Raw genomic sequence first — 22,910 nt, forward strand, 5'->3', positions numbered from 1 at the left:
GCGTGGATCGACTTTGGTATGCATTGTTTGCCGCATCATTCGATGCTAAAATCATGCCTGAACCAGGAAGCCCGAAATGCGCACCACACTTGCTCTTGATGATGAGCTTATTGCCAAAGCACAGGATTTCACGGGATTGCATGAAAAATCCGCCCTCGTTCGGGAAGCCCTCAAGGCTTTGATCGAACGCGAAAGCGCACGCCGGTTGGCGCTTCTTGGAGGGAGCGAACCAGGTTTGAACAGGATACCCCGCCGCCGCATCGGATCGGGCGCATAGGCGTGATCCTCGCCGATACATCGATATGGATTGATCATTTGCGCGTTGGCGATGCCGAATTAAAACTGCGTCTCAACACCAATCAGATAATGGTTCACCCATTCATCGTGGGTGAAATTGCTTTAGGCATTTTACGGCAACGTGACCTCATCCTGGCTGCCCTTCGTGATCTGCCGAAGGTGAAAATAGCCAACGAGGAGGAAGTCCTGCATTTTATCGATGCCGAAGCGCTGTTCGGTTTTGGTATCGGCTATGTCGACGCGCACTTGCTGGCGGCAACGCGGCTAACACCCGGCACGCGGTTGTGGAGCAGAGACAAGAGATTGGCTGCCGCTGCCGCTCGCCTGCAACTCAACGTTGACTTTCCGTGATGCGGACAAGGTACAGGGTTCAGTGTTCGCGATCGAGGCGGCAATCAGCAACAGGACTGAAAAGCCTCGTGCAATTTTGACCAGATTAATGCGTGCCGCCCCGAACACTACTTGTTTGCTGGCTGATTCTTGTTTACGCGATTGGCCATGAAACTGCTTGCGCTTGATACGGCCTCCACTCGTTGCTCCGTTGCTGTTCTCGATGTCGAGACCGGGACCGTGCTTGCCGCAACGAGTGAGGATATTGGCAAGGGACATGCGGAGCGTTTGATGGCCTTCATTGAACAGACGTTGAACCATGCAGCGGTGCCGATCAGTGCCATTGGCAAGATCGCGGTCAGCATCGGTCCGGGATCGTTCACCGGCGTGCGTGTCGGCGTTTCCACGGCGCGGGGCTTTGGTCTTGCCTTGCAATGTCCGGTCGTGGGTGTCAGCACGCTTGAAGCATTGGCTTTTGATGCACGGCGTGTGTTTCCGGAACGTCCCGTCCTGTCGATTATCGATGCACGTCGCGACGAGATCTATGCGCAGTTCTTTGCGCCGGACGGTTCTGCCGGTTCGGTGCCCGGTGTGACAACCCTACCGGACGTGTTCTCTGCCTTGTCGGAACGGCCGGACGATGTCGTGCTGTCCGGGTCGGGCGCGGCCCTCGTCAATGATGGCAAGGAACACAAGCTCGATGTGGCCGTGACCACGTCGACGGGAACGATTGAAGCCTTTGCCCGGCTGGGCGCTCTGCGCGCGGTTGATGGGGAAGCGCCGAAGCCGCTCTATCTGCGCGGGCTCGACGTCAAGCCACAGCAGGGTTTTGTCCTGCGAAGGAAGGTCTCGGAATGATGGGCTTTCCCCTGGGCAATCTGCGCAACCGTCCTTTTGTCATTGAACCGTTGGCAAGCACGGATTCGATTCACCTGGCAAAGCTGCACGCCTTGACGTTCAGCCAGCCATGGAGCGATGAGGAATTCCATGCGCTGATGATGCAAGGGAATGTCTTCGGTTTCATTGCGCGGGAAGAGGGCAGGCGATCTGCGCCTCCCGGCGGCTTCGTGCTGGCAAGGCTCGTTGTCGACGAGGCGGAAATCCTGACGATTGCGGTGGCGCCGTCCGCGCAACGGCGTGGTCTTGGCCATGCTCTGATGGACGCGACCCTGCGCCATCTGCACAATGCCCGGGCGGAAATGCTGTTTCTGGAGGTGGACGAGACAAATATGCCGGCCCTGGCGCTCTACCGCCGCCTTGGATTCAAGCAGGTGGGCAAACGTCCCGGCTATTATGAAACTGCGGGCGGCCGTTCCGCGGCCCTGACCATGCGCCGTGACCTGAAGCGGGCACGCTGACATGATGTCCTGGGTCCGTTTTACTGTCACGGCCACGGCTTTTGCGCTGGTCACCCTGATCTCGGTGCCATTGCAGTATTTTTTCCTCAAGGCCGGCTGGGGCTTGCGCAAGCGGTTTCCGATTTTCTATCACCGCATCGTTGCCAAACTGCTGGGCTTGCGCATCCACATGCATGGGGACATGGCAACGCAGCGCCCGCTGCTGCTGGCGGCCAATCACGCATCGTGGACCGATATCGTGGTGCTGGGGGCGCTCAAGGAATTGTCCTTTATCGCCAAGATCGAAGTGGCGAGCTGGCCGCTGTTCGGCATGCTCTCCAAACTGCAGCGCTCCGTCTTCGTGGAGAGGGAAAAGCGCGGCAAGACCCATGATCAGGCGAGCGAGATCGCAACGCGTCTGGCCGCCGGTGACGTCATGGTGCTGTTTGCCGAGGGAACCACCTCCGACGGCAATCGTGTCCTGCCCTTCAAGACCTCGCTTTTCGGTGCCGCCCAGGTGGCAATCCGCGAAACCAGCGTGGAAACAGTGACGGTGCAACCCGTCGCGATTGCCTATACGCGGGTGCATGGCGTGCCGATGGGCCGCTTCCATCGCCCGATCATTTCTTGGCCGGGCGACGTGCCGCTGGGACCGAGCCTGATCGGGCTTTTGAAGGACGGTGCGATCGATGTCGATGTCTGGTTCGGCGAACCGATGACCATCGACAGCAAGACCAACCGCAAGATGCTGGCACGGTTGATGGAGAAGCGGGTGAGGGAGATGATGCTGTCGTCGCTCCTTGGCCGGGATCTTGTCGCAGCGGCGGGAGAAACGCCGGAGTCAGCCATTCCGGGTGACTCTGCTATTCTCAAAGGCCTCAAAAAGCTTTAGAAGCCTCGCATGGACGATATCATCACCTCGCATAAACCGGACGAGACATCCGGAACCGTATCCATTTCGCCAGCACTTGCGAACACGCGCAAGGTCTATGTGAAGACCTATGGCTGTCAGATGAATGTCTATGACAGCCAGCGTATGACGGACAGTCTGGCGGCGGAAGGCTATAGCCCCACCGATACGGCGGAGGACGCCGACCTGGTGTTGATCAACACCTGTCATATTCGCGAGAAAGCCTCGGAAAAACTCTATTCGGCGCTCGGCCGCCTGCGCAAGATGAAGGACGCCCGCGCCAAAGAAGGTCGCGAGCTGACCGTCGGCGTTGCCGGTTGCGTGGCGCAGGCGGAAGGCGACGAGATCACCCGCCGCGCGCCGGTGGTGGATTTGGTGGTCGGTCCGCAGACCTATCATCGCCTGCCGCAGGCGCTTGCCCGTGTGCGGCAGGGCGAGCGGGTCGTCGAGACGGAATATGCGATCGAAGACAAGTTCGAGCATCTGCCGGCTCCCCGCAAGGAGCAGACAAGAAGCCGTGGTGTGACGGCTTTTTTGACTGTCCAGGAGGGGTGCGACAAGTTCTGCACATTCTGCGTGGTGCCCTATACCCGCGGTTCGGAAGTCTCGCGACCGGTCGCGCAGATCTTGAAGGAAGCCGAAAAGCTGGCTGATGCCGGCGTGCGCGAACTGACTCTGCTCGGCCAGAACGTCAATGCCTGGCATGGCGAAGGCGCCGACGGGCGCGAGTGGGGATTGGGCGAGCTGCTCTACCGTCTGGCTGAGATACCCGGCATTGCGCGCCTGCGCTACGTGACCAGCCATCCGCGCGATATGGATGACACGCTGATCCATGCCCACCGCGACCTGCCGATGCTCATGCCCTATCTGCACCTGCCGGTACAGGCGGGGTCGGACCGCATTCTCAAGGCCATGAACCGCAGGCATACGGCTGCGGAATATGTGCGGCTGATCAACCGGATTCGCGAGGCGCGCTCGGACATTGCCCTTTCCGGGGATTTCATCGTCGGCTTTCCCGGCGAGACCGACGCGGATTTCGAGGCGACACTGCAGATCGTGCGCGACGTCACCTATGCCGCGGCTTATTCGTTCAAATACTCGCCCCGCCCCGGCACGCCTGGTGCGGATATGGAAGATCATGTCTCCGAAGCCGTGAAGGACGAACGGTTGCAGCGCCTGCAGGCCCTGCTGTCTGAACAGCAATATGCATTCCAGCGCAGTCTGGTCGGTCAAACTATGGACGTGCTGATCGAAAAGGCCGGGCGGGAACCCGGACAGATGGTTGGACGATCTCCCTGGTTACAACCTGTAATTATCGATGTACATGGCGGCGAAATCGGCGACATAATCAGCGTACGAATCATCAGCACGGGAACCAACAGCCTGATTGGGGTTCGTGAGATGGAAACGACGAGCGACGGGACTATATAAGCACTGAACACCTTTTGGTAAGGAGAGCCGATTGACCGCCACCGAAAAGCTGAAACCCGCTCCGTCAGGGGCCTCGGATCTGGCGCATATCGTACTGACATTCGACAATAACCGGCTGGCAAGCGCCTTGTTCGGTCAGTTCGACGAGAACCTTGCCCGCATCGAACAGAAGTTGGGTGTCGATGTCCGCTCCAAGGGAAACCAGCTTGCGATTCGCGGCGAACCGGGCGCGACCGAACAGGCCCGAAGGGCCCTCGATCAGCTCTATGAACAGCTGCAGAAGGGCCATGATATCTCGGCATCCGATGTGGATGGCGCATTGCGCATGGCTATTGCCGCCGACGATCAACTGACGCTTCCCAGCATGGAAAACAAGAGCAAGATGGCTGCAGCCCAGATATCGACCCGCAAGAAGACGATTTTTGCCCGCACGCCCACACAGGATGCCTATATGCGGGCACTGGACCGCTCGGAAATGGTGTTCGGCGTCGGCCCTGCCGGTACCGGCAAGACCTATCTGGCCGTTGCCCATGCCGCCATGCTTCTTGAGCGTGGTCTGGTGGACCGGATCATTCTGTCGCGTCCGGCGGTGGAGGCTGGTGAACGTCTTGGCTTCCTGCCCGGCGACATGAAGGAAAAGGTCGATCCGTATCTGCGGCCGCTCTATGATGCGCTGTATGACATGATGCCCGCCGACAAGGTCGAACGGGCCATTGCTGCCGGTGTCATCGAAATTGCACCGCTGGCTTTCATGCGCGGACGCACACTGGCGCATTCTGCCATCATTCTTGATGAGGCGCAGAACACGACAGCCATGCAGATGAAGATGTTTCTCACCCGTCTTGGTGAAAACGGACGCATGATCATCACCGGTGATCCCAGTCAGGTCGATCTTCCTCCTGGCCAGAAATCCGGTCTGGTTGAAGCGCTGAGAATTCTCGATGGCGTCAGCGGGATTGTCACAGTCCGCTTCTCGGATGTGGACGTTGTCCGCCATCCGCTTGTTGCGGCAATCGTCCGTGCCTACGACAAGGAAGGCGCCAAGCCCTGAGATATTTCGATCACTTTATCCCGTTGGCCGTCTGATGCGATTTTCTGCACTTCCGGCGTTTATGGACTACAATGTCCACGGCGCTCCGGTTCTTGAAAACCGCATTATCCGACTCAACGGGCTGAGTGCTCGAAAGATATCCAACGCTTGATGGTACAATTTTGATCGATACCGATATTCTCGTTGAAACCGACGGCTGGCCCGAGGAGGCCACCCTGCAGGCGCTTGCCGAAAAGGCCATTGCTGCTGCATGGCAGACATTGGATCGCGGCCCGCAACCGGTGAGTGAACTCAGCCTCGTCTTTACCGACGACGCGGCGATCCGCGAACTCAACAATGACTGGCGCGACAAGGACAAGCCAACCAATGTTCTGTCATTTCCCGCCTTTCCGATCAAGCCCGGCCAGAAACCCGGCCCTATGCTCGGCGACATCGTCATCGCACGGGAAACGGTCGAGCGTGAAGCTGCCGATGAACAGAAACCTTTCGACCATCATTTGACGCATCTGATCGTGCACGGCTTTTTGCATCTGCTGGGCTATGATCATATTATCGAGAGCGAAGCGGAAGAGATGGAAGATCTGGAGCGTAAAATTCTCGCGCATCTTGCCATTCCCGACCCATATGCGCTATCGGTCACTGACGATCAATCCGATTGAGGACCATGTCTGACACGTCGCACCAGAACGATCCTGCCGCGCCCGCCAAGGGCATAACCGGGCAGGAGAGTGACGCCGAGGGGCAAAGTAGCACCAGAGCGCCCGCAACCGAAAAGCGCTCGCTTCTCACTGCAATTTTTCCATTTCTGCGCGCTCGCCCGGGCACATCCCTGCGAGAGGATATCGATGCGGCGCTGGCGGGCACGGATAATGGCGATACGGCGTTTTCGCCGGAAGAACGCGCCATGCTTCACAACATCCTGCGCCTGCGCGAATTGCGCGTGGAGGATGTGATGATCCCCCGCGCCGATATTGAGGCGGTTGATATCACCACGACTCTCGGCGATCTGCTGGAGGTTTTCGAGAAATCCGGCCATTCGCGCATGCCGGTTTTCGCGGAAACGCTGGATGATCCGCGCGGCATGGTGCATATCCGTGATGTGGTCAATTACATCACCAAGATTTCCAGGGTGAAGACCCAGCGCCGAACGTCGGCGAAGGCACCCAAGGCACCGGCTGCTGCCAAGTTTGATCTGGGCAATGTCGAACTGACCAAGACCATTGCAGAGCTCAGTCTCATGCGGCCGATCCTTTTCGTGCCGCCCTCGATGCTTGCCAATGACCTGATGGGCCGCATGCAGGCACAGCGCATTCAGATAGCGCTGGTTATCGATGAGTACGGCGGGACCGACGGCCTGGTATCGCTGGAAGATATCGTCGAAATGGTCGTCGGCAATATTGAAGACGAGCACGACGACGACGAAGTGATGATCATGGAGGAGCCGGAAGGCGTCTTCATCGCCGATGCCCGCGCCGATCTTGAAGAGGTCGCGGGAAAGATCGGGCCCGGCTTTGTCGTTGGCGAGCATGGCGAAGACGTCGACACGGTCGGCGGTCTGATCTTCTCGATTCTCGGGCGTATTCCCGTGCGCGGCGAGATGGTTCAGGCGGTTCCGGGCTATGAGTTCCATGTGCTCGAAGCTGACCCGCGCCGTATCCGCAAGGTCCGCATCGTGCCGCTGCGCCATGCCGAGCGCCGCCCGCGCGCTCCGCGTCCGGGCGCGGCGGATGAACCCGCTGAAATGGACGAATGATTGGCGCAAGTCTCACCCGCTTATACTGACGAAAAATCACCAAGGGTGGGGCATGGCATGATCCAGCGTCTGGCCGGAAAAATCATCCTGCTGTGGGGATGGAAGCGTGTTGCGCTGGCATTTCTCATGGGTGCACTGGCCAGTTTCGCGCTGCCGCCCTATGATTTTTTTGCCGTCTGCTTCATCTCCTTTCCGGTTCTTGTCTGGCTGATTGACGGCGCCGTCGACAATGCGGGCGCCGGGCCTCTCCGCAGGCTTTGGCCGGCAGCCATGATTGGCTGGTGGTTTGGTTTCGGTTATTTCGTCTTTGGCCTCTGGTGGCTGGGGAATGCACTGCTGGTGGACGCTGCCGGCTTTGCCTGGGCAATTCCGCTTGCCGTGCTTGGACTGCCGGCCGTTCTCGCCGTTTTCTACGCTTTTGCTGCAGCGCTGGCGCGGCTGTTCTGGAGCGAAGGGATGGGCCGTGTTCTGTCGCTGGCCTTTGCCTTCGGTATTGCCGAGTGGCTGCGTTCGACTTTGCTCACCGGTTTCCCCTGGAATGCAATCGGTTATGCGGCGATGCCGGTTCCCGTTCTCATGCAGTCATCGGTTTTTGTCGGCCTTCTGGGCATGAATGCGCTGGCCGTTGCGGTGTTTTCCATGCCCGCTTTGCTTGCTGGCCGCCGGGATATCAGAACCGGCCTGGTTGTCGCGCTGATCCTGGTGTGCGCCCATGCGGGTTACGGGTTTTACAGGCTGCAGACGGCCAGCCTTGTGGCAAAGGGCCCCAATGTTCGTATCGTTCAGCCGTCGATCGCGCAGGATCTGAAGTTTGACGTGGAAGCGCGCCGCGATATTCTTGATAAATATCTCGCCATGAGCGGCAAGCCGCCGCGATCCGGCGCCCCCGCACCCGACGTGATTGTCTGGCCGGAAACAGCGGTCCCCTATATCCTGACGAGAACACCCGACGCGTTGCGGGCCATTGCCGGAATGCTGAAAGAGGGGCAAGTCCTGCTCGCCGGGGCCGTGCGGATGGAGGAGCCGGGAGGCAATCAGCCGCCGCTGTATTACAACACGATCTACAGCATCAATGATGCCGGTGAGATTACTGGTGCTGCCGACAAGGTACATCTGGTTCCTTTCGGGGAATATCTTCCGCTCGAAGGCATTCTGCGCAGCCTGGGTTTGAGCGAAATTGCGGGAATGCCTGGCGGGTTTACCGCAGGCGCCTCCAAGCAGTCGCTCAAGGTGAACGACAATCTCACGGCTTTGCCGCTCATCTGCTATGAAGCGATCTTTCCGGCTGAAATGGGGTATCAGGGGCCGGCGGCCGACGCGATCATCAATGTGACCAATGATGCATGGTATGGCGATACGCCGGGTCCATATCAGCACTTCCGCCAGGCGCAATTGCGCGCGGTCGAGCAGGGTTTGCCGCTTGTCCGTGCCGCCAACAATGGACTATCAGCGGTTGTCGATCCCTACGGTCGAATCATCGATGCCCTGGCACTGAATGCAGTGGGTGTGATCGATGTGGCGCTTCCCGGCAGGGTTCAACTACCATTAAGTGAAGGCTTACGCAGATTTCAATTTCTGATTGTACTCGGTCTGCTTTTTGCTGCCGTACTGGCGTATTTTTATCGGGATAGAAGGCGTCTCGGTTGACTTTTTTACCTTTGCCCTGTCGAATACCGTTATATTTGGTCTGTTGATACATTGATGATAAAATTAGTTTTCAGCCCCATTTCATACGAATGAGATTTTCATGCCCGATAATAAAAAGCGACCGAACCCAGTTGACGTCCACGTGGGCGCCCGAATCCGTCTGCGCCGGAACATGGTTGGCCTCAGCCAGGAAAGACTAGGCGATAGCCTGGGAATTACATTTCAGCAAATTCAAAAATACGAAAAGGGTGTCAACCGGGTAGGTGCCAGCCGTCTGCAAGCGATTGGCAACGTTCTCAACGTACCCGTCACGTTTTTCTTTGATGATATGCCCGACCAGCCGGAGAAGGTGCAGGGGTTCGAGGAGGAAAGTGACAACACATACGTGGTGGGCTTTCTCAACAGCTCCGAGGGGATACAGCTTGCGCGGGCCTTCGCCAAGATCGGCGACCCGAAGATTCGCCGGAAAATCCTCGATCTGGTGCGGACATTGAGCCACGAAGAAGATCCCGAAGGATAGATTCCCGTTAGCCTGTCGGTCTTTCCGTTCAAACAGTAGAAAAATTCTTCCAATGCTGTTTGTTTGAAAACGAAAGCGATTGACTGAATCCTTGGACCTTGGCAAACACTACGCAGGCTCGTTCCCTGTGGAATGGGCGTACGTTTGTTTCAAGAGGGGTTTCCCGTGACACGCAGTTCCTATCTTTTTACCAGTGAGTCTGTATCGGAAGGTCATCCAGATAAGGTTTGCGACCGTATTTCCGATGAAATCGTCGACATGATTTATAAGGAAGCAAAGAAAACGGGTGTTGATCCGTGGACTGTGCGTATTGCCTGTGAAACCTTGGCAACGACCAACCGGGTTGTTATTGCCGGTGAAGTGCGTGTCCCCGACACGCTGCTCAAGAAGGACAAGAACGGCGCCGTTGTTCATGACGCAAAGGGTCATCCGGTCATCAATCCCTCCCGCTTCCGCGCTGCCGCCCGCCGTGCGATCCGCGATATCGGCTATGAGCAGGATGGCTTCAGCTGGAAGACCGCAAAGATTGACGTGCTGCTGCATCCGCAGTCGGCCGACATTGCGCAGGGCGTCGACAATGCTTCTGACCGTCAGGGTGAAGAGGGCGCAGGCGACCAGGGTATCATGTTCGGCTATGCCTGCCGGGAAACACCGGACCTGATGCCGGCTCCGATCTATTATTCGCACAAGATTCTCGAGCTTCTCGCCGCTGCCCGCCACAAGGGCGAGGGCGAGGCCGGCCGGCTTGGCCCCGATGCCAAGAGCCAGGTGACGGTTCGTTACGTCGATGGCGTAGCGGCGGAAGCGACGCAGATCGTTCTTTCGACGCAGCATCTGGATGCCAGCTGGGATTCCAAAAAGGTTCGCAAGGTCGTTGAACCCTACATCCGTGAAGCGCTGGGCGATCTCAAGATTGCCGACAATTGCGTCTGGTACATCAACCCGACCGGCAAGTTTGTCATCGGCGGACCGGATGGTGACGCAGGGCTGACAGGCCGCAAGATCATCGTGGACACCTATGGCGGCGCGGCGCCCCATGGCGGCGGTGCGTTCTCCGGCAAGGACACCACCAAGGTTGACCGCTCGGCTGCCTATGCGGCGCGCTATCTCGCCAAGAATGTTGTCGCCGCCGGCTTTGCCGATCGCTGCACAATCCAGTTGTCCTACGCCATCGGCGTTGCCCAGCCTCTGTCGGTCTATGTTGACCTGCATGGCACCGGCAAGGTGAATGAAGATGCGGTGGAAGCTGCCCTGCGCAAGGTCATGGACCTGTCGCCCACCGGCATCCGCAAGCATCTTGACCTGAACAAGCCGATCTACGCCAAGACATCCGCCTATGGCCATTTCGGTCGCAAGCCCGGTCGTGACGGTTCGTTCTCCTGGGAAAAGACCGATCTGGCCAAGCAGTTGAAGAGTGCACTGGCTGCGTAAGCAGCCAGTTTGATTGAAGATGATGACAGATACAGAAGAGCCCAGGCGCGAGCGCTCAACGGAAGCGTTTTTCGGCAGACGCAATGGCAAGACACTGCGGCCCCTGCAACGCTCCATCCGCGACGAGTTGCTGCCGCTGCTGAAACTGGATCTGTCGGAACCTGCACCCGGCGACCTTCGCAGTCTTTTTACTGCGGAGGTCGACAAGGTCCGGCTCGAAATCGGCTTTGGCGGCGGCGAGCACCTGCTGCATGAAGCTGCCCGTTTTCCCAAGTCCGGCTTTATCGGTGTCGAGCCTTTCGTCAACAGCATGGCAAAGCTGGTTGTCGATCTGCACGAAAATCCCCTGCAGAACATTCGCCTGTACGACGACGATGCAACGCAGGTCCTGGACTGGCTGCCGGACGCATCGCTTGACGGTATCGATCTGTTTTATCCGGATCCTTGGCCGAAAAAGAAACATTGGAAGCGCCGCTTCGTCAGCCAGAAGAACCTTGACCGTTTTGCCCGGGTACTGAAGCCGGGCAGCCCGTTCCGTTTTGCGTCGGATATCGATACTTACGTCAACTGGACATTGCAGCATTGCCGCGCTCATGGCGCGTTCGCGTGGCAGGCCGAAACATCCGCCGACTGGCACACGCCCTATGAGGCTTGGCCCGGCACCCGCTATGAGCAGAAAGCGCATCGCGAAGGGCGTGTCGGTGCTTACTTGACTTTTTCACGCCGCTGATTTGCCGATCCGGCCGATATTGGCCGGTCTTCTCCAATACGTGACAGCTTCCAGACAGTTTTCTCCTGTCAATCTGAGCATGAGGAGACCGCTGGGAGGCTGTCCTATAGTTTATTGGTGTACGTTGAATTGCGCGCTTGGCGTCAGTTCAAGACTTTGACTGTTGCCGCCTCCCGGCTTCTTCAAAGAACCAGCAAAAACAGACGGCGGAATGCTGTCACGGGAGGATTTCTACAATGCGTAAAATGTTGCTTGCTTTCGCTGCTGCCGGCGCGATGATTGTGTCGGGTTCGGCCTTTGCTGCCGATTACAAGATCATGGCACCGGCTGCCCCCGGCGGTGGCTGGGACCAGACCGCCCGCACCATCCAGTCCGTGCTGCAGGATGAGAAGATTTCCGGAAGCGTTCAGGTGGTCAATGTTCCCGGCGCTGGCGGCACCATTGGCCTTGCCCAGTTTGCCAATTCGGCAAAAGGCGATCCTGCGCAGCTGATCGTCGGCGGCTACGTCATGGTCGGCGCCATCCTGACCAATGCGTCGCCGGTCAATCTCAGCCAGGTTACCCCCATCGCCCGGCTGACCGGCGAATTCGAAGCGCTGGTTGTCCCCGCAGCATCGCCCATCAAGAGCATGGCCGATCTCGTGGAAAAGCTGAAGTCCGATCCAGGTTCGGTGTCGTGGGGCGGCGGCTCGGCTGGCGGTACGGACCACATCACGGCGGGCCTGATCGCCAAGGCGGCGGGTGTTGACCCGACCAAGGTCAATTATATCGCTTTCTCCGGCGGTGGCGAAGCGCTGGCTGCCATTCTCGGCAATCAGGTGACGGTGGGCATTTCCGGTTATGGCGAATTCGAATCGCAGATCAAGGCTGGTACACTGCGCATTATCGGCATTTCCAGCGATGCGAAGGTAGCAGGCGTTGATGCACCGACGTTCAAGGAGGGCGGCATCGATGTGGCCATCCAGAACTGGCGCATGGTTGCTGCGGCCCCCGGCATTTCCAAAGAACAGGAAGCTGTGATCAGCGCCGATGTCGAGAAGATGGTGAAGTCGAAGGCGTGGCAGGATCAGCTTGCCACCAAGGGTTGGGCAGACACCTATCTTGCAGGTGATGCGTTCAAGACGCAGCTGGCGAAGGATACCGAAGCAACATCGGCAATCCTGAAAGATATCGGCCTGGTAAAATGACAAACAACGTGTCTGCATCCGCAACGCGCCGCCCTGACCGGGCGGCGCTGGTTATAGCCGTCGTTCTCGCTCTGGTTGCAGCTGTCATTGTCTACAGCACCGCGACCGCCCACGGTGGAAGCACCACGCGCATCGGCCCCGGCGCATTTCCCTACACCATATCCGGCTGTCTTTTCGTGCTGTCCGTCTGGACCGGCATTGAAGCCTGGCGCGGGGATTTTCCCGAGCGCGAGGCGCAGGAGTTTGGCCCTGTCATCTGGATTGTCGGCGGGCTTGCCGCGCAGATGCTGCTCCTGAACACGGTCGGCTTTTCCATTGCAACCGGCATATTGTTTGCGGCGACAGCCCGCGGTTTTGGCAAAAGGCCGTTGTGGATGACGATTCCGATTGGGATCGCCCTTTCTTTCGTCGTCTGGATCATTTTCGCCAAGGGGCTGCAATTGTCGCTTCCTGCCGGGCCGCTTGAGCACCTCATTTAAAAGGCATCACAGCCATGGATACATTTACACTCCTCGCCCACGGCTTTCTGGTCGCGCTGGAGCCGATGAACCTGTTTTACGCGCTCGTCGGTGTCACGCTCGGTACCGCTGTCGGCGTTCTGCCCGGCATCGGGCCGGCGCTGACGGTGGCGCTGCTCTTGCCGGTCACCTACAAGCTTGACCCGGCGGGTTCACTCATCATGTTTGCCGGCATTTACTATGGCGGCATGTATGGGGGCTCGACCACCTCGATCCTTTTGAACACGCCGGGGGAAAGCGCTTCCATCGTCACGGCGCTGGAGGGCAACAAGATGGCCCGCGCCGGACGCGGAGGGCCGGCGCTGGCAACGGCCGCCATCGGTTCCTTCGTTGCCGGCCTGATCGCAACGCTTGGGCTTGCGCTGATTGCGCCGACAATCGTCAAATTCGCCCTGTCGTTCGGTCCGGCCGAATATTTTGCCCTGATGATCCTGGCGTTCATGACCGTGTCCGCCGCCTTCGGCGATTCAACCCTGCGTGGGCTCACGGCACTCTTTCTCGGCCTTGCCCTCGGATTGGTTGGCATCGATCTCCAGACGGGGCAGGCGCGGCTGGCTTTCGGTATTCCTGACCTTCTGGATGGTGTGGAAGTCACCACCCTTGCTGTTGCCCTGTTTGCAATCGGCGAGACCCTCAGTGTCGCGGCTGCCCGCTACGGCGGGGATGAAAAGATCGAGCCGGTCAAGGGATCGGTGTGGATGAACAGGGAAGACTGGTCGCGGTCGTGGAAGCCGTGGCTGCGCGGCACGGTCATCGGTTTCCCGATCGGCGCCATGCCGGCAGGCGGCGCCGAGATCGGTACATTCCTGTCCTATTCGGTGGAGAAGCAACTGGCGAAGAAGCCGGAGGAATTTGGCCATGGCGCCATTGAAGGTGTGGCAGGTCCGGAAGCCGCCAACAATGCATCGGCTGCTGGAACACTGGTCCCGCTGCTGACGCTTGGGCTGCCGACGACGGCAACCGCAGCCATCATGCTGGCCGGTTTCCAGCAGTTCGGCCTGCAGCCCGGACCGTTGCTGTTCGCCACGAACCCGCAGATTGTCTGGGGATTGATCGCCAGCCTTCTCGTGGCCAATTTCATGCTGCTGGTGCTGAATCTGCCGATGATCGGGCTCTGGGTGCGCTTGCTGTCCATCCCGAGGCACTGGCTTTATGCCGGCATTCTCGTGTTTGCCACGCTTGGCACCATCGGCGCCAACCCGTCGACATTCGAGCTTGGCATGCTGCTGGCATTCGGTGTCATGGGGTATATTCTGCGCCGGTTCGGTTATCCGATTGCGCCGGTTGTGGTCGGCCTGATTCTCGGGCCGATGGCCGAGCAGCAATTGCGCCGTGCGCTGGCAATCAGCCAGGGCGACGTTACCGTGCTGGTCGGGTCGCCTATTGCGATCATTCTGCTTGTTTTGGCGGTCTGTGCCGTGGTCGTGCCACTGATCTTGCGGGCACGGGGCAAAGGCAGGGTATTGTCGCAGCTTGCTGCGAACGAGGACTGATCAGCGATCAGCCCGGTCCACCGGGATATTAATTCCGGTGGATTGTGCTGAACTGAACAGGGTCAATGCCGAGATTGCGCAAATCCGACGGGATCGGCTGATGACCGAGGCGTGTTGCAGAAGCAACAGCAACGGCACTGCCGAATACGTTGAGAAAGCGGCTGATCTTGTAAGGCATATGTCTCTTGGTCATGGCTCATTCCTTTCGCAGTTATATTGCGATGCAGCATAGATAGGGGAGTTGGCTCGAAAGGGTTAGGCCCCGCAGCGCACGGCAGCCATGCGAAAATGCATTGCGGTGGCATGAATTCGGCATCTTCGGCCCTTACAAAAGCCCGAATCCATTTGTTTGGATGATTTTTGACCATTCCGGCATATCGCCGTTTGAACGGCCGGCCCTTGCAACGCGGGAAGCGGTATGTGCGGCTGCATGCGGCGTTGAAATCGCCGAACTGCGGCGGACGCGCAGAAATTCGTCACAGAGCTTGAAACTCTCCCCTCATTTCGATATATAGAAGTCATATTCTTGGTCGATAGAACAGGGGTGGGTCCACACAGGTCCCGCTCTTTTTTGTTTCTTGGGGCCGAAACAGGGAAAATTCTGCGTGACAGACGGCACCAAAACAGAACACCAAGCGGTTGAAACAACCGCGCATGAAGAGCGCATTATCACCGAGACGGGCGTCGATGCCCGTATTGCTGGTATTATCGAGCCAGTGCTGGAATCCATTGGTTTCCGCCTTGTGCGTGTTCGGCTTTCCGGACTGAACGGCCTGACCTTGCAGATCATGACCGAACGCTTCGATGGCACCATGACCGTCGAGGATTGCGAACTGGTCAGCCGGACGATGTCGCCGGTTCTCGATGTGGAAGACCCTATCGACCGTCATTACCACTTGGAAGTATCGTCGCCGGGTATCGATCGCCCGCTGGTGCGCAAGTCGGATTTCAACACGTGGTCCGGTCATGTCGTCAAGGTTGATACATCTGCGGTACTGAGCGGGCGCAAGAAATTCCGCGGCCGCATCGCTGCCGTTACTGATGACAGTGTCACGATAGAAAGCGATCAGGCGAGTTATGGTGATGAGCCGGTGATCGAGGTGCCATTCGAGTTGATCTCGGATGCGCGGCTCATTTTGACGGACGATCTCATTCGCGATGCCTTGCGCCGCGACAAGGATTTGCGCGAAGGCCGGATTCCCGAGGAGGGCGCTGTAGCGCCTGACGACGCCGAATCCGCTGAGCAGGAACAGACAAAACAGGATTGATCTTCATACGCCGCGGGAGAAGCGGTGCGATGAACCCCCAAGGGGAACTTCAAGGAGAAAGACATGGCAGTCAGTGCAAACAGGCTAGAACTTCTGCAGATCGCCGATGCGGTGGCCCGCGAGAAGTCGATTGACCGCGAGATCGTTATTGCGGCAATGGCCGATGCCATTCAGAAAGCCGCGCGTTCGCGTTACGGTCAGGAAACCAATATCCGCGCCGATATCAATGCCAAGACCGGCGAGATCAAGCTGCAGCGCCTGCTGGAAGTTGTCGAAGACGTTGAAGATCCGGTAACGCAGATCAGCATGGATGCCGCGCGCGACCGCAATCCCGATGCGCAGCCCGGCGATTTCCTTGCCGATCAGCTGCCGCCGATGGATTTCGGCCGCATTGCCGCCCAGTCCGCCAAGCAGGTTATCGTGCAGAAGGTGCGTGAAGCCGAGCGTGACCGCCAGTATGACGAATACAAGGATCGTGTCGGCGAAATCATCAACGGCAGCGTCAAGCGCGTCGAATACGGCAATGTCATCGTCGATCTCGGTCGTGGTGAAGCCATTGTCCGCCGCGACGAACTCATCCCGCGCGAGACATTCCGCTACGGTGACCGGGTTCGCGCCTATGTCTATGACGTGCGCCGCGAACAGCGCGGCCCGCAGATTTTCCTGAGCCGCACTCATCCGCAGTTCATGGCGAAGCTGTTCACCATGGAAGTGCCTGAGATTTATGACGGCATCATCGAAATCAAGTCGGTTGCCCGTGATCCCGGCTCGCGCGCCAAGATTGCCGTGATTTCGCGCGATTCCTCGATCGATCCTGTCGGTGCCTGCGTTGGTATGCGCGGCTCGCGCGTTCAGGCGGTTGTCGGTGAACTCCAGGGCGAAAAGATCGACATTATTCCGTGGTCGCCTGAACCGGCGTCCTTCATCGTCAACGCGCTGCAGCCGGCGGAAGTCGCCAAGGTTGTGCTTGATGAGGATGCTGAACGCATTGAAGTTGTGGTTCCGGATGACCAGCTATCCCTGGCAATCGGTCGTCGCGGCCAGAATGTGCGCCTTGCATCGCAGCTGACCGGCTGGGATATCGATATCCTCACCGAGCAGGAAGAGTCGGAACGCCGTCAGAAGGAATTCGTCGAACGCTCCAACCTGTTCATGGAAGCGCTTGATGTCGACGAGATGGTCGGTCAGGTTCTCGCATCGGAAGGTTTTGCCAGCGTCGAGGAAATCGCCTATGTGGATGGCGATGAAATTTCCTCCATCGATGGTTTCGATGAGGAGACGGCAAGCGAAATCCAGCAGCGCGCCCAGGAATATCTCGGCCGCATCGAAGCTGAACGTGATGCCCGCCGCAAGGAGCTGGGTGTTTCGGATGAACTGCGCGATCTGCCTGGCATGACGAATGCCATTCTGGTTGCTGTCGGCGAAGACGGCGTCAAGACGGTCGAAGATTTTGCCGGTTATGCGGTGGATGAACTGACCGGCTGGCGTGAGCGCAAGGATGGTGAGACAATCAACCATCCCGGCATTCTCTCGGCTTTCGAAGTCAGCCGTACCGATGCGGAGCAGATGGTTCTGACAGCGCGCCTCAAGGCAGGCTGGATCACCGAAGACGATCTGGTTGCTGTTGAGACGGATGAAGTGCCGGACGAAGAGGTCGCTGGCTGAGAGCGAGAGGCCTTTGTACGTGGAACCGGAAATGAATGACAGGACATGCATTGTCACGCGCGAAGGCGGTTCTGTCGATGACATGATCCGGTTCGTTGCAAGCCCGGACGGGGCGGTTGTCGCTGATTTGAAGCGCAATCTTCCCGGGCGGGGGTGTTGGGTGAAGGCCCAGCGGCGTTATATTGATGAAGCGGTCAAGCGAAAGCTCTTCCCGCGCGCATTGAAAACCAATGTGACTGTCCCGGACGATTTCGGGTTGGTTGTTGAGCAGATGCTGGTAAAATTCGCGCTTGGCAGTTTTGGGTTGGCGCGCAAGGCCGGTGTTGTGGTAACAGGGGCCGCAAAAGTGGACTCAGCTATCCGCAACGGCACCGCAGCGATGGTTCTTCATGCCCGTGAAGCAGCGGAAGATGGCATCCGCAAGCTTGACCAGGCCCGCCGTTCGGTAGTTTATGCCGGCGGACCGGAAATTCCCGCCCTTTCATTGTTTGAAAGCAGTGAAATGGATTTGGCACTAGGCGGGGTAAATGTGATACATGCTGCCGTACTCAAGGGGAAGGCAGCTGCCGGGTTCGTCGAGCGAGCTTGGCTGCTACAGCATTTTCGCGATGGCCGTACGGATCTGGCCGACGCTAAAGCGGCATCTGCCGCGAAGGAAACGGAAACGGAATGAGCGATACAAAATCGACAGACGACAAGACGCTTGGCGTCAATAAAAAGACCCTGACCCTGAAGCGGCCTGGCGTTGAACAGAGCACTGTGCGTCAGAATTTCAGTCATGGCCGCACGAAGTCTGTTGTCGTTGAAACCAAGAAGCGCAAGTTTAGCCTTCCGGATCAGAAGCCGGAGGTAACGCCTCCTGCTGCGCCGGCACCGGCAACACCGGCGCCCGCATCTGCGGCACCTGCTCCTTCTGCACCGGTTGTGCGCCCGGCGGCTCCCCAGCCGGCCCCTGCACCCGTACAGGCAACGACATCAAATGCTGCTCCTGCGCCAGCGCCGCGTCCGGCGGCTCCTGCGCCAAGCACGACTGCCGCTTCTGCATCCGCGAGCGCGCGTCCCGCTGCTCCGGCGCATTCGCAGCGGCCTGCCCAGCAGCCCTACCGTTCATCGCGTCCGAACGACCGTTCGGGCATGGTGCTGAACACATTGTCGTCCGCCGAGCTTGAAGCCCGCCGCAAGGCACTTGAGGGTTCAAAAGTTCGTGATGCGGAAGATCGTGCGCGTGCGGCTGTTGAAGCTGCCCGCCGTGCGGAGGAAGATGCTTTGCGCGCCAAGGAGCGCGAAGAATCCGCCCGCCGCCAGGCTGAGGAAGAAGAGCGCCTGCGCAAGGAAGCCGAAGCCAAGCAGCGTTCGGAAGAGGAAGCCCGCAAGCGCCAGCCTGAAACCGCGAAAGCGGCCGAAGATACAGCTGCGCCGAAGGGTGCCGTCCGCAAGCCCGTCGCTGACGAAGAAGAAGAACGTCGTGGGCCTGCTGGCGCCCGCCGCGGCAGCAGTGCCGCTCCGGCAAAGCCGGAAGTGCGCACACCCAAGGTCGTCAAAGGTGAAGACGAGCGTCGCCGTGGCAAGCTCACTCTGGGCACAGCGCTGAACGATGAAGGCCGCAGCCGTTCGCTGTCCGCGATGCGCCGCCGCCAGGAAAAGTTCAAGCGTGGCATGCAGCAGGACACCCGCGAGAAAATCGCGCGCGAAGTCATTCTGCCGGAGACCATCACCATTCAGGAACTTGCACAGCGTATGGCCGAACGTTCGGTTGACGTCATCAAGTTCCTGATGAAGGAAGGCCAGATGATGAAGCCGGGCGATCTGATCGACGCCGATACGGCTCAGCTGATTGCCGAGGAATTCGGCCATACGGTTCGCCGCGTTGCGGAATCCGACGTTGAAGAAGGTATCTTCAACGTGCAGGACGACGAAGGTGCGTTCGAATCTCGTCCGCCTGTTGTCACGATCATGGGTCACGTCGACCACGGCAAGACATCGCTGCTCGATGCCATCCGCAAGGCCAACGTGGTGTCCGGTGAAGCCGGTGGCATCACCCAGCACATCGGTGCCTACCAGGTCGAGCAGAACGGTCACAAGATCACGTTCATCGATACGCCGGGTCACGCCGCCTTTACGGCGATGCGCGCACGCGGTGCACAGGCCACGGATATCGCTATCCTTGTGGTTGCCGCCGACGACAGCGTGATGCCGCAGACGATTGAATCGATCAACCATGCCAAGGCAGCGGGTGTTCCGATCATCGTGGCGATCAATAAGATCGACAAGCCGTCCGCCGATCCGCAGAAGGTCCGCAATGGCCTGTTGCAGCACGAAGTCTTCGTGGAATCGATGGGCGGTGAAACGCTCGACGTGGAAGTGTCGGCGAAAACCGGTGCCGGTCTCGACAAGCTGCTCGAAACGATCCTGCTCCAGGCTGAAATTCTCGACCTGAAAGCCGATCCTTCACGGACGGCCGAAGGTGTGGTCATCGAAGCCAAGCTCGACCGCGGTCGTGGTTCGGTTGCGACCGTTCTCGTCCAGAAGGGTACATTGCGTCCGGGCGACATCATCGTTGCCGGCAGCGAATGGGGCCGTGTCCGCGCGCTCGTCAATGATCGCGGTGAAACGGTGAAGGAAGTCGGTCCGGCAACGCCGGTCGAGGTTCTGGGTCTTCAGGGCCCGCCACAGGCTGGCGATCGCTTTGCCGTGGTGGAAAACGAAGCCAAGGCCCGCGAGATTTCTGAATACCGCACGCGTCTTGCCCGTGAAAAGGCAGTGGCCCGTCAGGCTGGCTCGCGCGGCTCGCTCGAACAGATGATGAGCCAGTTGCAGGTCACCGGCCTGAAGGAATTCCCGCTGCTCATCAAGGGCGACGTGCAGGGTTCCATCGAAGCCATTGCCGGTGCGCTGGACAAGCTCGGAACTGACGAAGTTCGCGCACGCATCATCCATTCGGGTGCCGGCGGCATCACCGAGAGCGATATTGCTCTTGCCGAAGCCTCCAATGCTGCGATCATCGGCTTCAACGTGCGTGCCAACAAGCAGGCGCGTGACCTGGCCGAACGTGAAGGTATCGAGATCCGCTACTACAACATCATCTACGATCTGGTGGATGACGTGAAGGCAGCCATGTCCGGCCTGCTGTCGCCGGAACGCCGCGAAACCTTCCTCGGCAATGCGGAGATCCTCGAGGTCTTCAACATTACCAAGGTCGGCAAGGTTGCCGGTTGCCGTGTCACGGAAGGCAAGGTCGAACGTGGTGCGGGCGTACGCCTTATCCGCGACAACGTTGTCATTCACGAAGGCAAGCTCAAGACGCTCAAGCGCTTCAAGGACGAAGTGTCCGAAGTGCCTGCGGGTCAGGAATGCGGTATGGCGTTCGAGAACTATGACGATATTCGCGCAGGCGATACGATCGAAGCGTTCCGCGTCGAACACATTACCCGCACACTTTGACGCTAAGCCCTTGCAAGGGCAGCGTTTAAATCATCGATAACAGGATCGCCGGAACAAAAACCGGCGATCTCCTGTATCTTGGGATACGATAAATATGTCTCGTTTTGCCTCATCGTCCGGCCCCTCGCAACGCCAGCTGCGCGTCAGTGAGCAGGTGCGTCACGCGGTTTCTCAGGTGCTTCAGCGCGGTGACGTGCGTGATGACACGCTGGAAAACGCCGTTGTCGCCATTTCTGAAGTGCGCATGTCGCCGGATCTCAAGATCGCTACCTGCTTTGTCTCGCCCATTGGCGCGAAAGACAGCGATGCGGTGATTGCCGCGCTGAACCAGCATGCGAAATTCATCCGCGGCCGGGCAGCGGCCTATCTGAAGCAGATGAAATACATGCCGGAATTCCGGTTCCGCATCGACTCGAGCTTTGACAACTACGCCAAGATCGATGCGCTGCTGCGCAAGCCCGAGGTGACCCGCGATCTCGATGATCATCACGATCACGATGATGATCATGATGATCCCAACCCTGGCGATGTGCCGGGACATGGCCCTGACGGCAACGGAAACAATTGAATGTCGAGACAGCGCAAGAAAAAAGGCCGGCCCGTATCCGGCTGGCTGATCTTCGACAAGCCGAAGGGCATGGGCTCGACCGAAGCCGTCTCCAAGATCAAGTGGCTGTTCAAGGCTGAAAAAGCCGGACATGCCGGCACGCTCGACCCCCTCGCATCCGGCATGCTGCCGATTGCGCTGGGCGAAGCGACAAAGACCGTCCCCTATGTCATGGACGGAACCAAGATTTACCGCTTCACGGTCACGTGGGGTGCTGAACGCACCACGGACGACATGGAAGGCGAGATCACCGTCACATCGGAGCATCGTCCGGACGAGGCATCGATCAAGGCTATTCTTGCCAGGTATACTGGTGTGATTCAGCAGATTCCGCCAAAATTCTCCGCCATCAAGATTGCCGGCGAGCGCGCCTATGATTTGGCACGCGGCGGTGAAGACGTGGAAATCCCTTCACGCGAAGTCGAAATCGACCGGCTCGAACTGATTGAACAGCCCGACGCGTCCACCGCGATTTTCGAAGTCGAATGCGGCAAGGGCACCTATGTCCGCTCACTCGCCCGGGACATGGGGCGGGATCTCGGTTGTTATGGTCATATCTCCGATCTGCGCCGCATTGAAGTTGCTCCCTTTGACGAACAGGATTTCGTCACGCTCGAGGAACTGGAAGCGGCCCATCCGCCGGCCCCTGCCGAGGGTGAGGAAGGCGAGGACCGTTCCTACGAAGCCATCGAGGCGCGTTTCTCGGTGATGGATGCATTCCTGATCGATACCCGCGCAGCGCTGGAGAGCCTCCCGCAGGTCGCCCTCTCCGACGATCAGGCGCACCGTATCCGCATGGGCAACCCGGTCATCCTGCGTGGCCGCGACGCGCCGGTGGAGGCTGACGAAGCCTGCGTAACGAGCAAGGGCAAGCTTCTTGCCATCGGCTTCATCGAACAGGGTCAGTTCAAGCCCAAGCGCGTTTTCACCGCTTAAGCTTTCACGTAAACCCAGGCATCAATTCCTGATTTCAACCGCACTTCGATGCGTTTGTAATCGGACACTTCGTAGGCGTCCGCCGCGGCGAGTTCGCTCGCCGTGATCTTGAAAACCGTCCCAGCGACCTCGTCGCCGGAATCGCCGCTTGGCACGACGATGGGATGGAAATTGCTGCCGCTGGCACGGATGACATCGGGATCGGTGATTTCGATCATCGATTTCCTGAAACCTGGCATCGCATCCGGCGCGCCTTGCAGAAGGCGGCCGAAGGAAGACTGCTGGACACCCTCCTGCTGCAGGGTTCCATAGGAAAACAGATGGATCGCCGGTGTGTCATTCATGGTGTGCTCCTCTG

Annotated in this window: 24 protein-coding genes; 22 read left to right on the top strand and 2 right to left on the bottom strand. The window is 58.8% G+C overall.

The window, feature by feature from the left end:
• Positions 1 to 76: 76 nt before the first annotated feature.
• The 16 genes from ACIQWS_RS01525 (at position 77) to ACIQWS_RS01600 (ending at position 14,635) form a co-directional block, all read left to right on the top strand.
• Positions 77 to 277, top strand: coding sequence for a type II toxin-antitoxin system VapB family antitoxin (locus ACIQWS_RS01525; RefSeq protein ID WP_403169570.1), 201 nt, complete (start codon positions 77 to 79; stop codon positions 275 to 277).
• A 2-nt stretch (positions 278 to 279) separates the two neighbouring features.
• Complete coding sequence (locus ACIQWS_RS01530) at positions 280 to 648, top strand: type II toxin-antitoxin system VapC family toxin (RefSeq protein ID WP_403169572.1); 369 nt, start codon at positions 280 to 282, stop codon at positions 646 to 648.
• 147 nt (positions 649 to 795) lie between these two features.
• On the top strand, positions 796 to 1,485 hold the full coding sequence (tsaB, locus tag ACIQWS_RS01535) for a tRNA (adenosine(37)-N6)-threonylcarbamoyltransferase complex dimerization subunit type 1 TsaB (protein WP_403169575.1): 690 nt from the start codon (positions 796 to 798) through the stop codon (positions 1,483 to 1,485).
• The gene (gene rimI, locus ACIQWS_RS01540) at positions 1,482 to 1,985 is read left to right on the top strand and encodes a ribosomal protein S18-alanine N-acetyltransferase (RefSeq protein ID WP_288191787.1); all 504 of its coding nucleotides are present in this window, start codon (positions 1,482 to 1,484) and stop codon (positions 1,983 to 1,985) included. The genes tsaB and rimI overlap by 4 nt, the downstream gene beginning before the upstream one ends.
• Positions 1,986 to 1,989: 4 nt before the next feature.
• The gene (locus ACIQWS_RS01545) at positions 1,990 to 2,856 is read left to right on the top strand and encodes a lysophospholipid acyltransferase family protein (RefSeq protein WP_403177346.1); all 867 of its coding nucleotides are present in this window, start codon (positions 1,990 to 1,992) and stop codon (positions 2,854 to 2,856) included.
• Between the two features lie 9 nt (positions 2,857 to 2,865).
• Complete coding sequence (gene miaB / locus ACIQWS_RS01550; RefSeq protein ID WP_403169578.1) at positions 2,866 to 4,305, top strand: tRNA (N6-isopentenyl adenosine(37)-C2)-methylthiotransferase MiaB; 1,440 nt, start codon at positions 2,866 to 2,868, stop codon at positions 4,303 to 4,305.
• Between the two features lie 31 nt (positions 4,306 to 4,336).
• Positions 4,337 to 5,356 (top strand): PhoH family protein, encoded by a 1,020-nt coding sequence (locus ACIQWS_RS01555; RefSeq protein ID WP_223612080.1) that lies wholly within the window; start codon positions 4,337 to 4,339, stop codon positions 5,354 to 5,356.
• A gap of 161 nt (positions 5,357 to 5,517) precedes the next feature.
• The gene (gene ybeY / locus ACIQWS_RS01560) at positions 5,518 to 6,015 is read left to right on the top strand and encodes an rRNA maturation RNase YbeY (RefSeq protein WP_403169581.1); all 498 of its coding nucleotides are present in this window, start codon (positions 5,518 to 5,520) and stop codon (positions 6,013 to 6,015) included.
• Positions 6,016 to 6,020: 5 nt separating this feature from the next.
• On the top strand, positions 6,021 to 7,109 hold the full coding sequence (locus tag ACIQWS_RS01565; RefSeq protein WP_346305927.1) for a hemolysin family protein: 1,089 nt from the start codon (positions 6,021 to 6,023) through the stop codon (positions 7,107 to 7,109).
• Between the two features lie 57 nt (positions 7,110 to 7,166).
• A complete protein-coding gene (gene lnt / locus ACIQWS_RS01570) occupies positions 7,167 to 8,756 on the top strand; it encodes an apolipoprotein N-acyltransferase (protein WP_403169585.1) in 1,590 nt (529 codons plus the stop codon).
• 100 nt (positions 8,757 to 8,856) lie between these two features.
• Entirely contained in the window at positions 8,857 to 9,276 is a 420-nt protein-coding gene (locus tag ACIQWS_RS01575; RefSeq protein WP_223612073.1) for a helix-turn-helix domain-containing protein, read from the top strand.
• Between the two features lie 165 nt (positions 9,277 to 9,441).
• A complete protein-coding gene (metK, locus tag ACIQWS_RS01580; protein WP_199537979.1) occupies positions 9,442 to 10,707 on the top strand; it encodes a methionine adenosyltransferase in 1,266 nt (421 codons plus the stop codon).
• Positions 10,708 to 10,729: 22 nt separating this feature from the next.
• Positions 10,730 to 11,437: a tRNA (guanosine(46)-N(7))-methyltransferase TrmB gene (locus ACIQWS_RS01585; protein ID WP_288191783.1), complete on the top strand. Its 708-nt coding sequence runs from the start codon at positions 10,730 to 10,732 to the stop codon at positions 11,435 to 11,437.
• A 236-nt stretch (positions 11,438 to 11,673) separates the two neighbouring features.
• A complete protein-coding gene (locus tag ACIQWS_RS01590; RefSeq protein ID WP_346305929.1) occupies positions 11,674 to 12,624 on the top strand; it encodes a tripartite tricarboxylate transporter substrate binding protein in 951 nt (316 codons plus the stop codon).
• Entirely contained in the window at positions 12,621 to 13,103 is a 483-nt protein-coding gene (locus ACIQWS_RS01595; protein WP_288191781.1) for a tripartite tricarboxylate transporter TctB family protein, read from the top strand. Before ACIQWS_RS01590 ends, ACIQWS_RS01595 begins: the two co-directional genes overlap by 4 nt.
• A 14-nt stretch (positions 13,104 to 13,117) precedes the next feature.
• The gene (locus ACIQWS_RS01600; RefSeq protein WP_346305930.1) at positions 13,118 to 14,635 is read left to right on the top strand and encodes a tripartite tricarboxylate transporter permease; all 1,518 of its coding nucleotides are present in this window, start codon (positions 13,118 to 13,120) and stop codon (positions 14,633 to 14,635) included.
• A gap of 28 nt (positions 14,636 to 14,663) precedes the next feature.
• Here the strand turns inward: ACIQWS_RS01600 and ACIQWS_RS01605 are convergent, their stop codons facing one another.
• On the bottom strand, positions 14,664 to 14,828 hold the full coding sequence (locus ACIQWS_RS01605; RefSeq protein ID WP_165403430.1) for a hypothetical protein: 165 nt from the start codon (positions 14,826 to 14,828) through the stop codon (positions 14,664 to 14,666).
• Between the two features lie 412 nt (positions 14,829 to 15,240).
• Between ACIQWS_RS01605 and rimP the strand changes: the two genes are divergently transcribed.
• From rimP to truB, 6 genes are all read left to right on the top strand, one after another.
• Positions 15,241 to 15,903 (top strand): ribosome maturation factor RimP, encoded by a 663-nt coding sequence (gene rimP / locus ACIQWS_RS01610; protein ID WP_403169591.1) that lies wholly within the window; start codon positions 15,241 to 15,243, stop codon positions 15,901 to 15,903.
• 63 nt (positions 15,904 to 15,966) lie between these two features.
• On the top strand, positions 15,967 to 17,568 hold the full coding sequence (gene nusA / locus ACIQWS_RS01615; protein WP_346305932.1) for a transcription termination factor NusA: 1,602 nt from the start codon (positions 15,967 to 15,969) through the stop codon (positions 17,566 to 17,568).
• Positions 17,569 to 17,599: 31 nt separating this feature from the next.
• Complete coding sequence (locus tag ACIQWS_RS01620) at positions 17,600 to 18,241, top strand: RNA-binding protein (protein WP_374042649.1); 642 nt, start codon at positions 17,600 to 17,602, stop codon at positions 18,239 to 18,241.
• Positions 18,238 to 21,009: a translation initiation factor IF-2 gene (infB, locus tag ACIQWS_RS01625; protein ID WP_403169595.1), complete on the top strand. Its 2,772-nt coding sequence runs from the start codon at positions 18,238 to 18,240 to the stop codon at positions 21,007 to 21,009. The genes ACIQWS_RS01620 and infB overlap by 4 nt, the downstream gene beginning before the upstream one ends.
• A gap of 94 nt (positions 21,010 to 21,103) precedes the next feature.
• Entirely contained in the window at positions 21,104 to 21,577 is a 474-nt protein-coding gene (gene rbfA / locus ACIQWS_RS01630; RefSeq protein WP_223612059.1) for a 30S ribosome-binding factor RbfA, read from the top strand.
• The gene (truB, locus tag ACIQWS_RS01635; protein ID WP_403169599.1) at positions 21,578 to 22,552 is read left to right on the top strand and encodes a tRNA pseudouridine(55) synthase TruB; all 975 of its coding nucleotides are present in this window, start codon (positions 21,578 to 21,580) and stop codon (positions 22,550 to 22,552) included.
• Here truB and ACIQWS_RS01640 read toward each other — a convergent pair.
• Positions 22,549 to 22,896 carry a gamma-glutamylcyclotransferase family protein gene (locus ACIQWS_RS01640; protein ID WP_342897116.1) on the bottom strand — a complete coding sequence of 116 codons (348 nt, stop codon included), beginning with the start codon at positions 22,894 to 22,896 and terminating at the stop codon, positions 22,549 to 22,551. The two genes, truB and ACIQWS_RS01640, sit on opposite strands and share 4 nt — an antisense overlap.
• Positions 22,897 to 22,910 lie beyond the last annotated feature (14 nt).

The organism is Phyllobacterium sp. NPDC097923, assembly GCF_044760925.1.
Classification (GTDB): Bacteria; Pseudomonadota; Alphaproteobacteria; order Rhizobiales; family Rhizobiaceae; genus Phyllobacterium; species Phyllobacterium calauticae.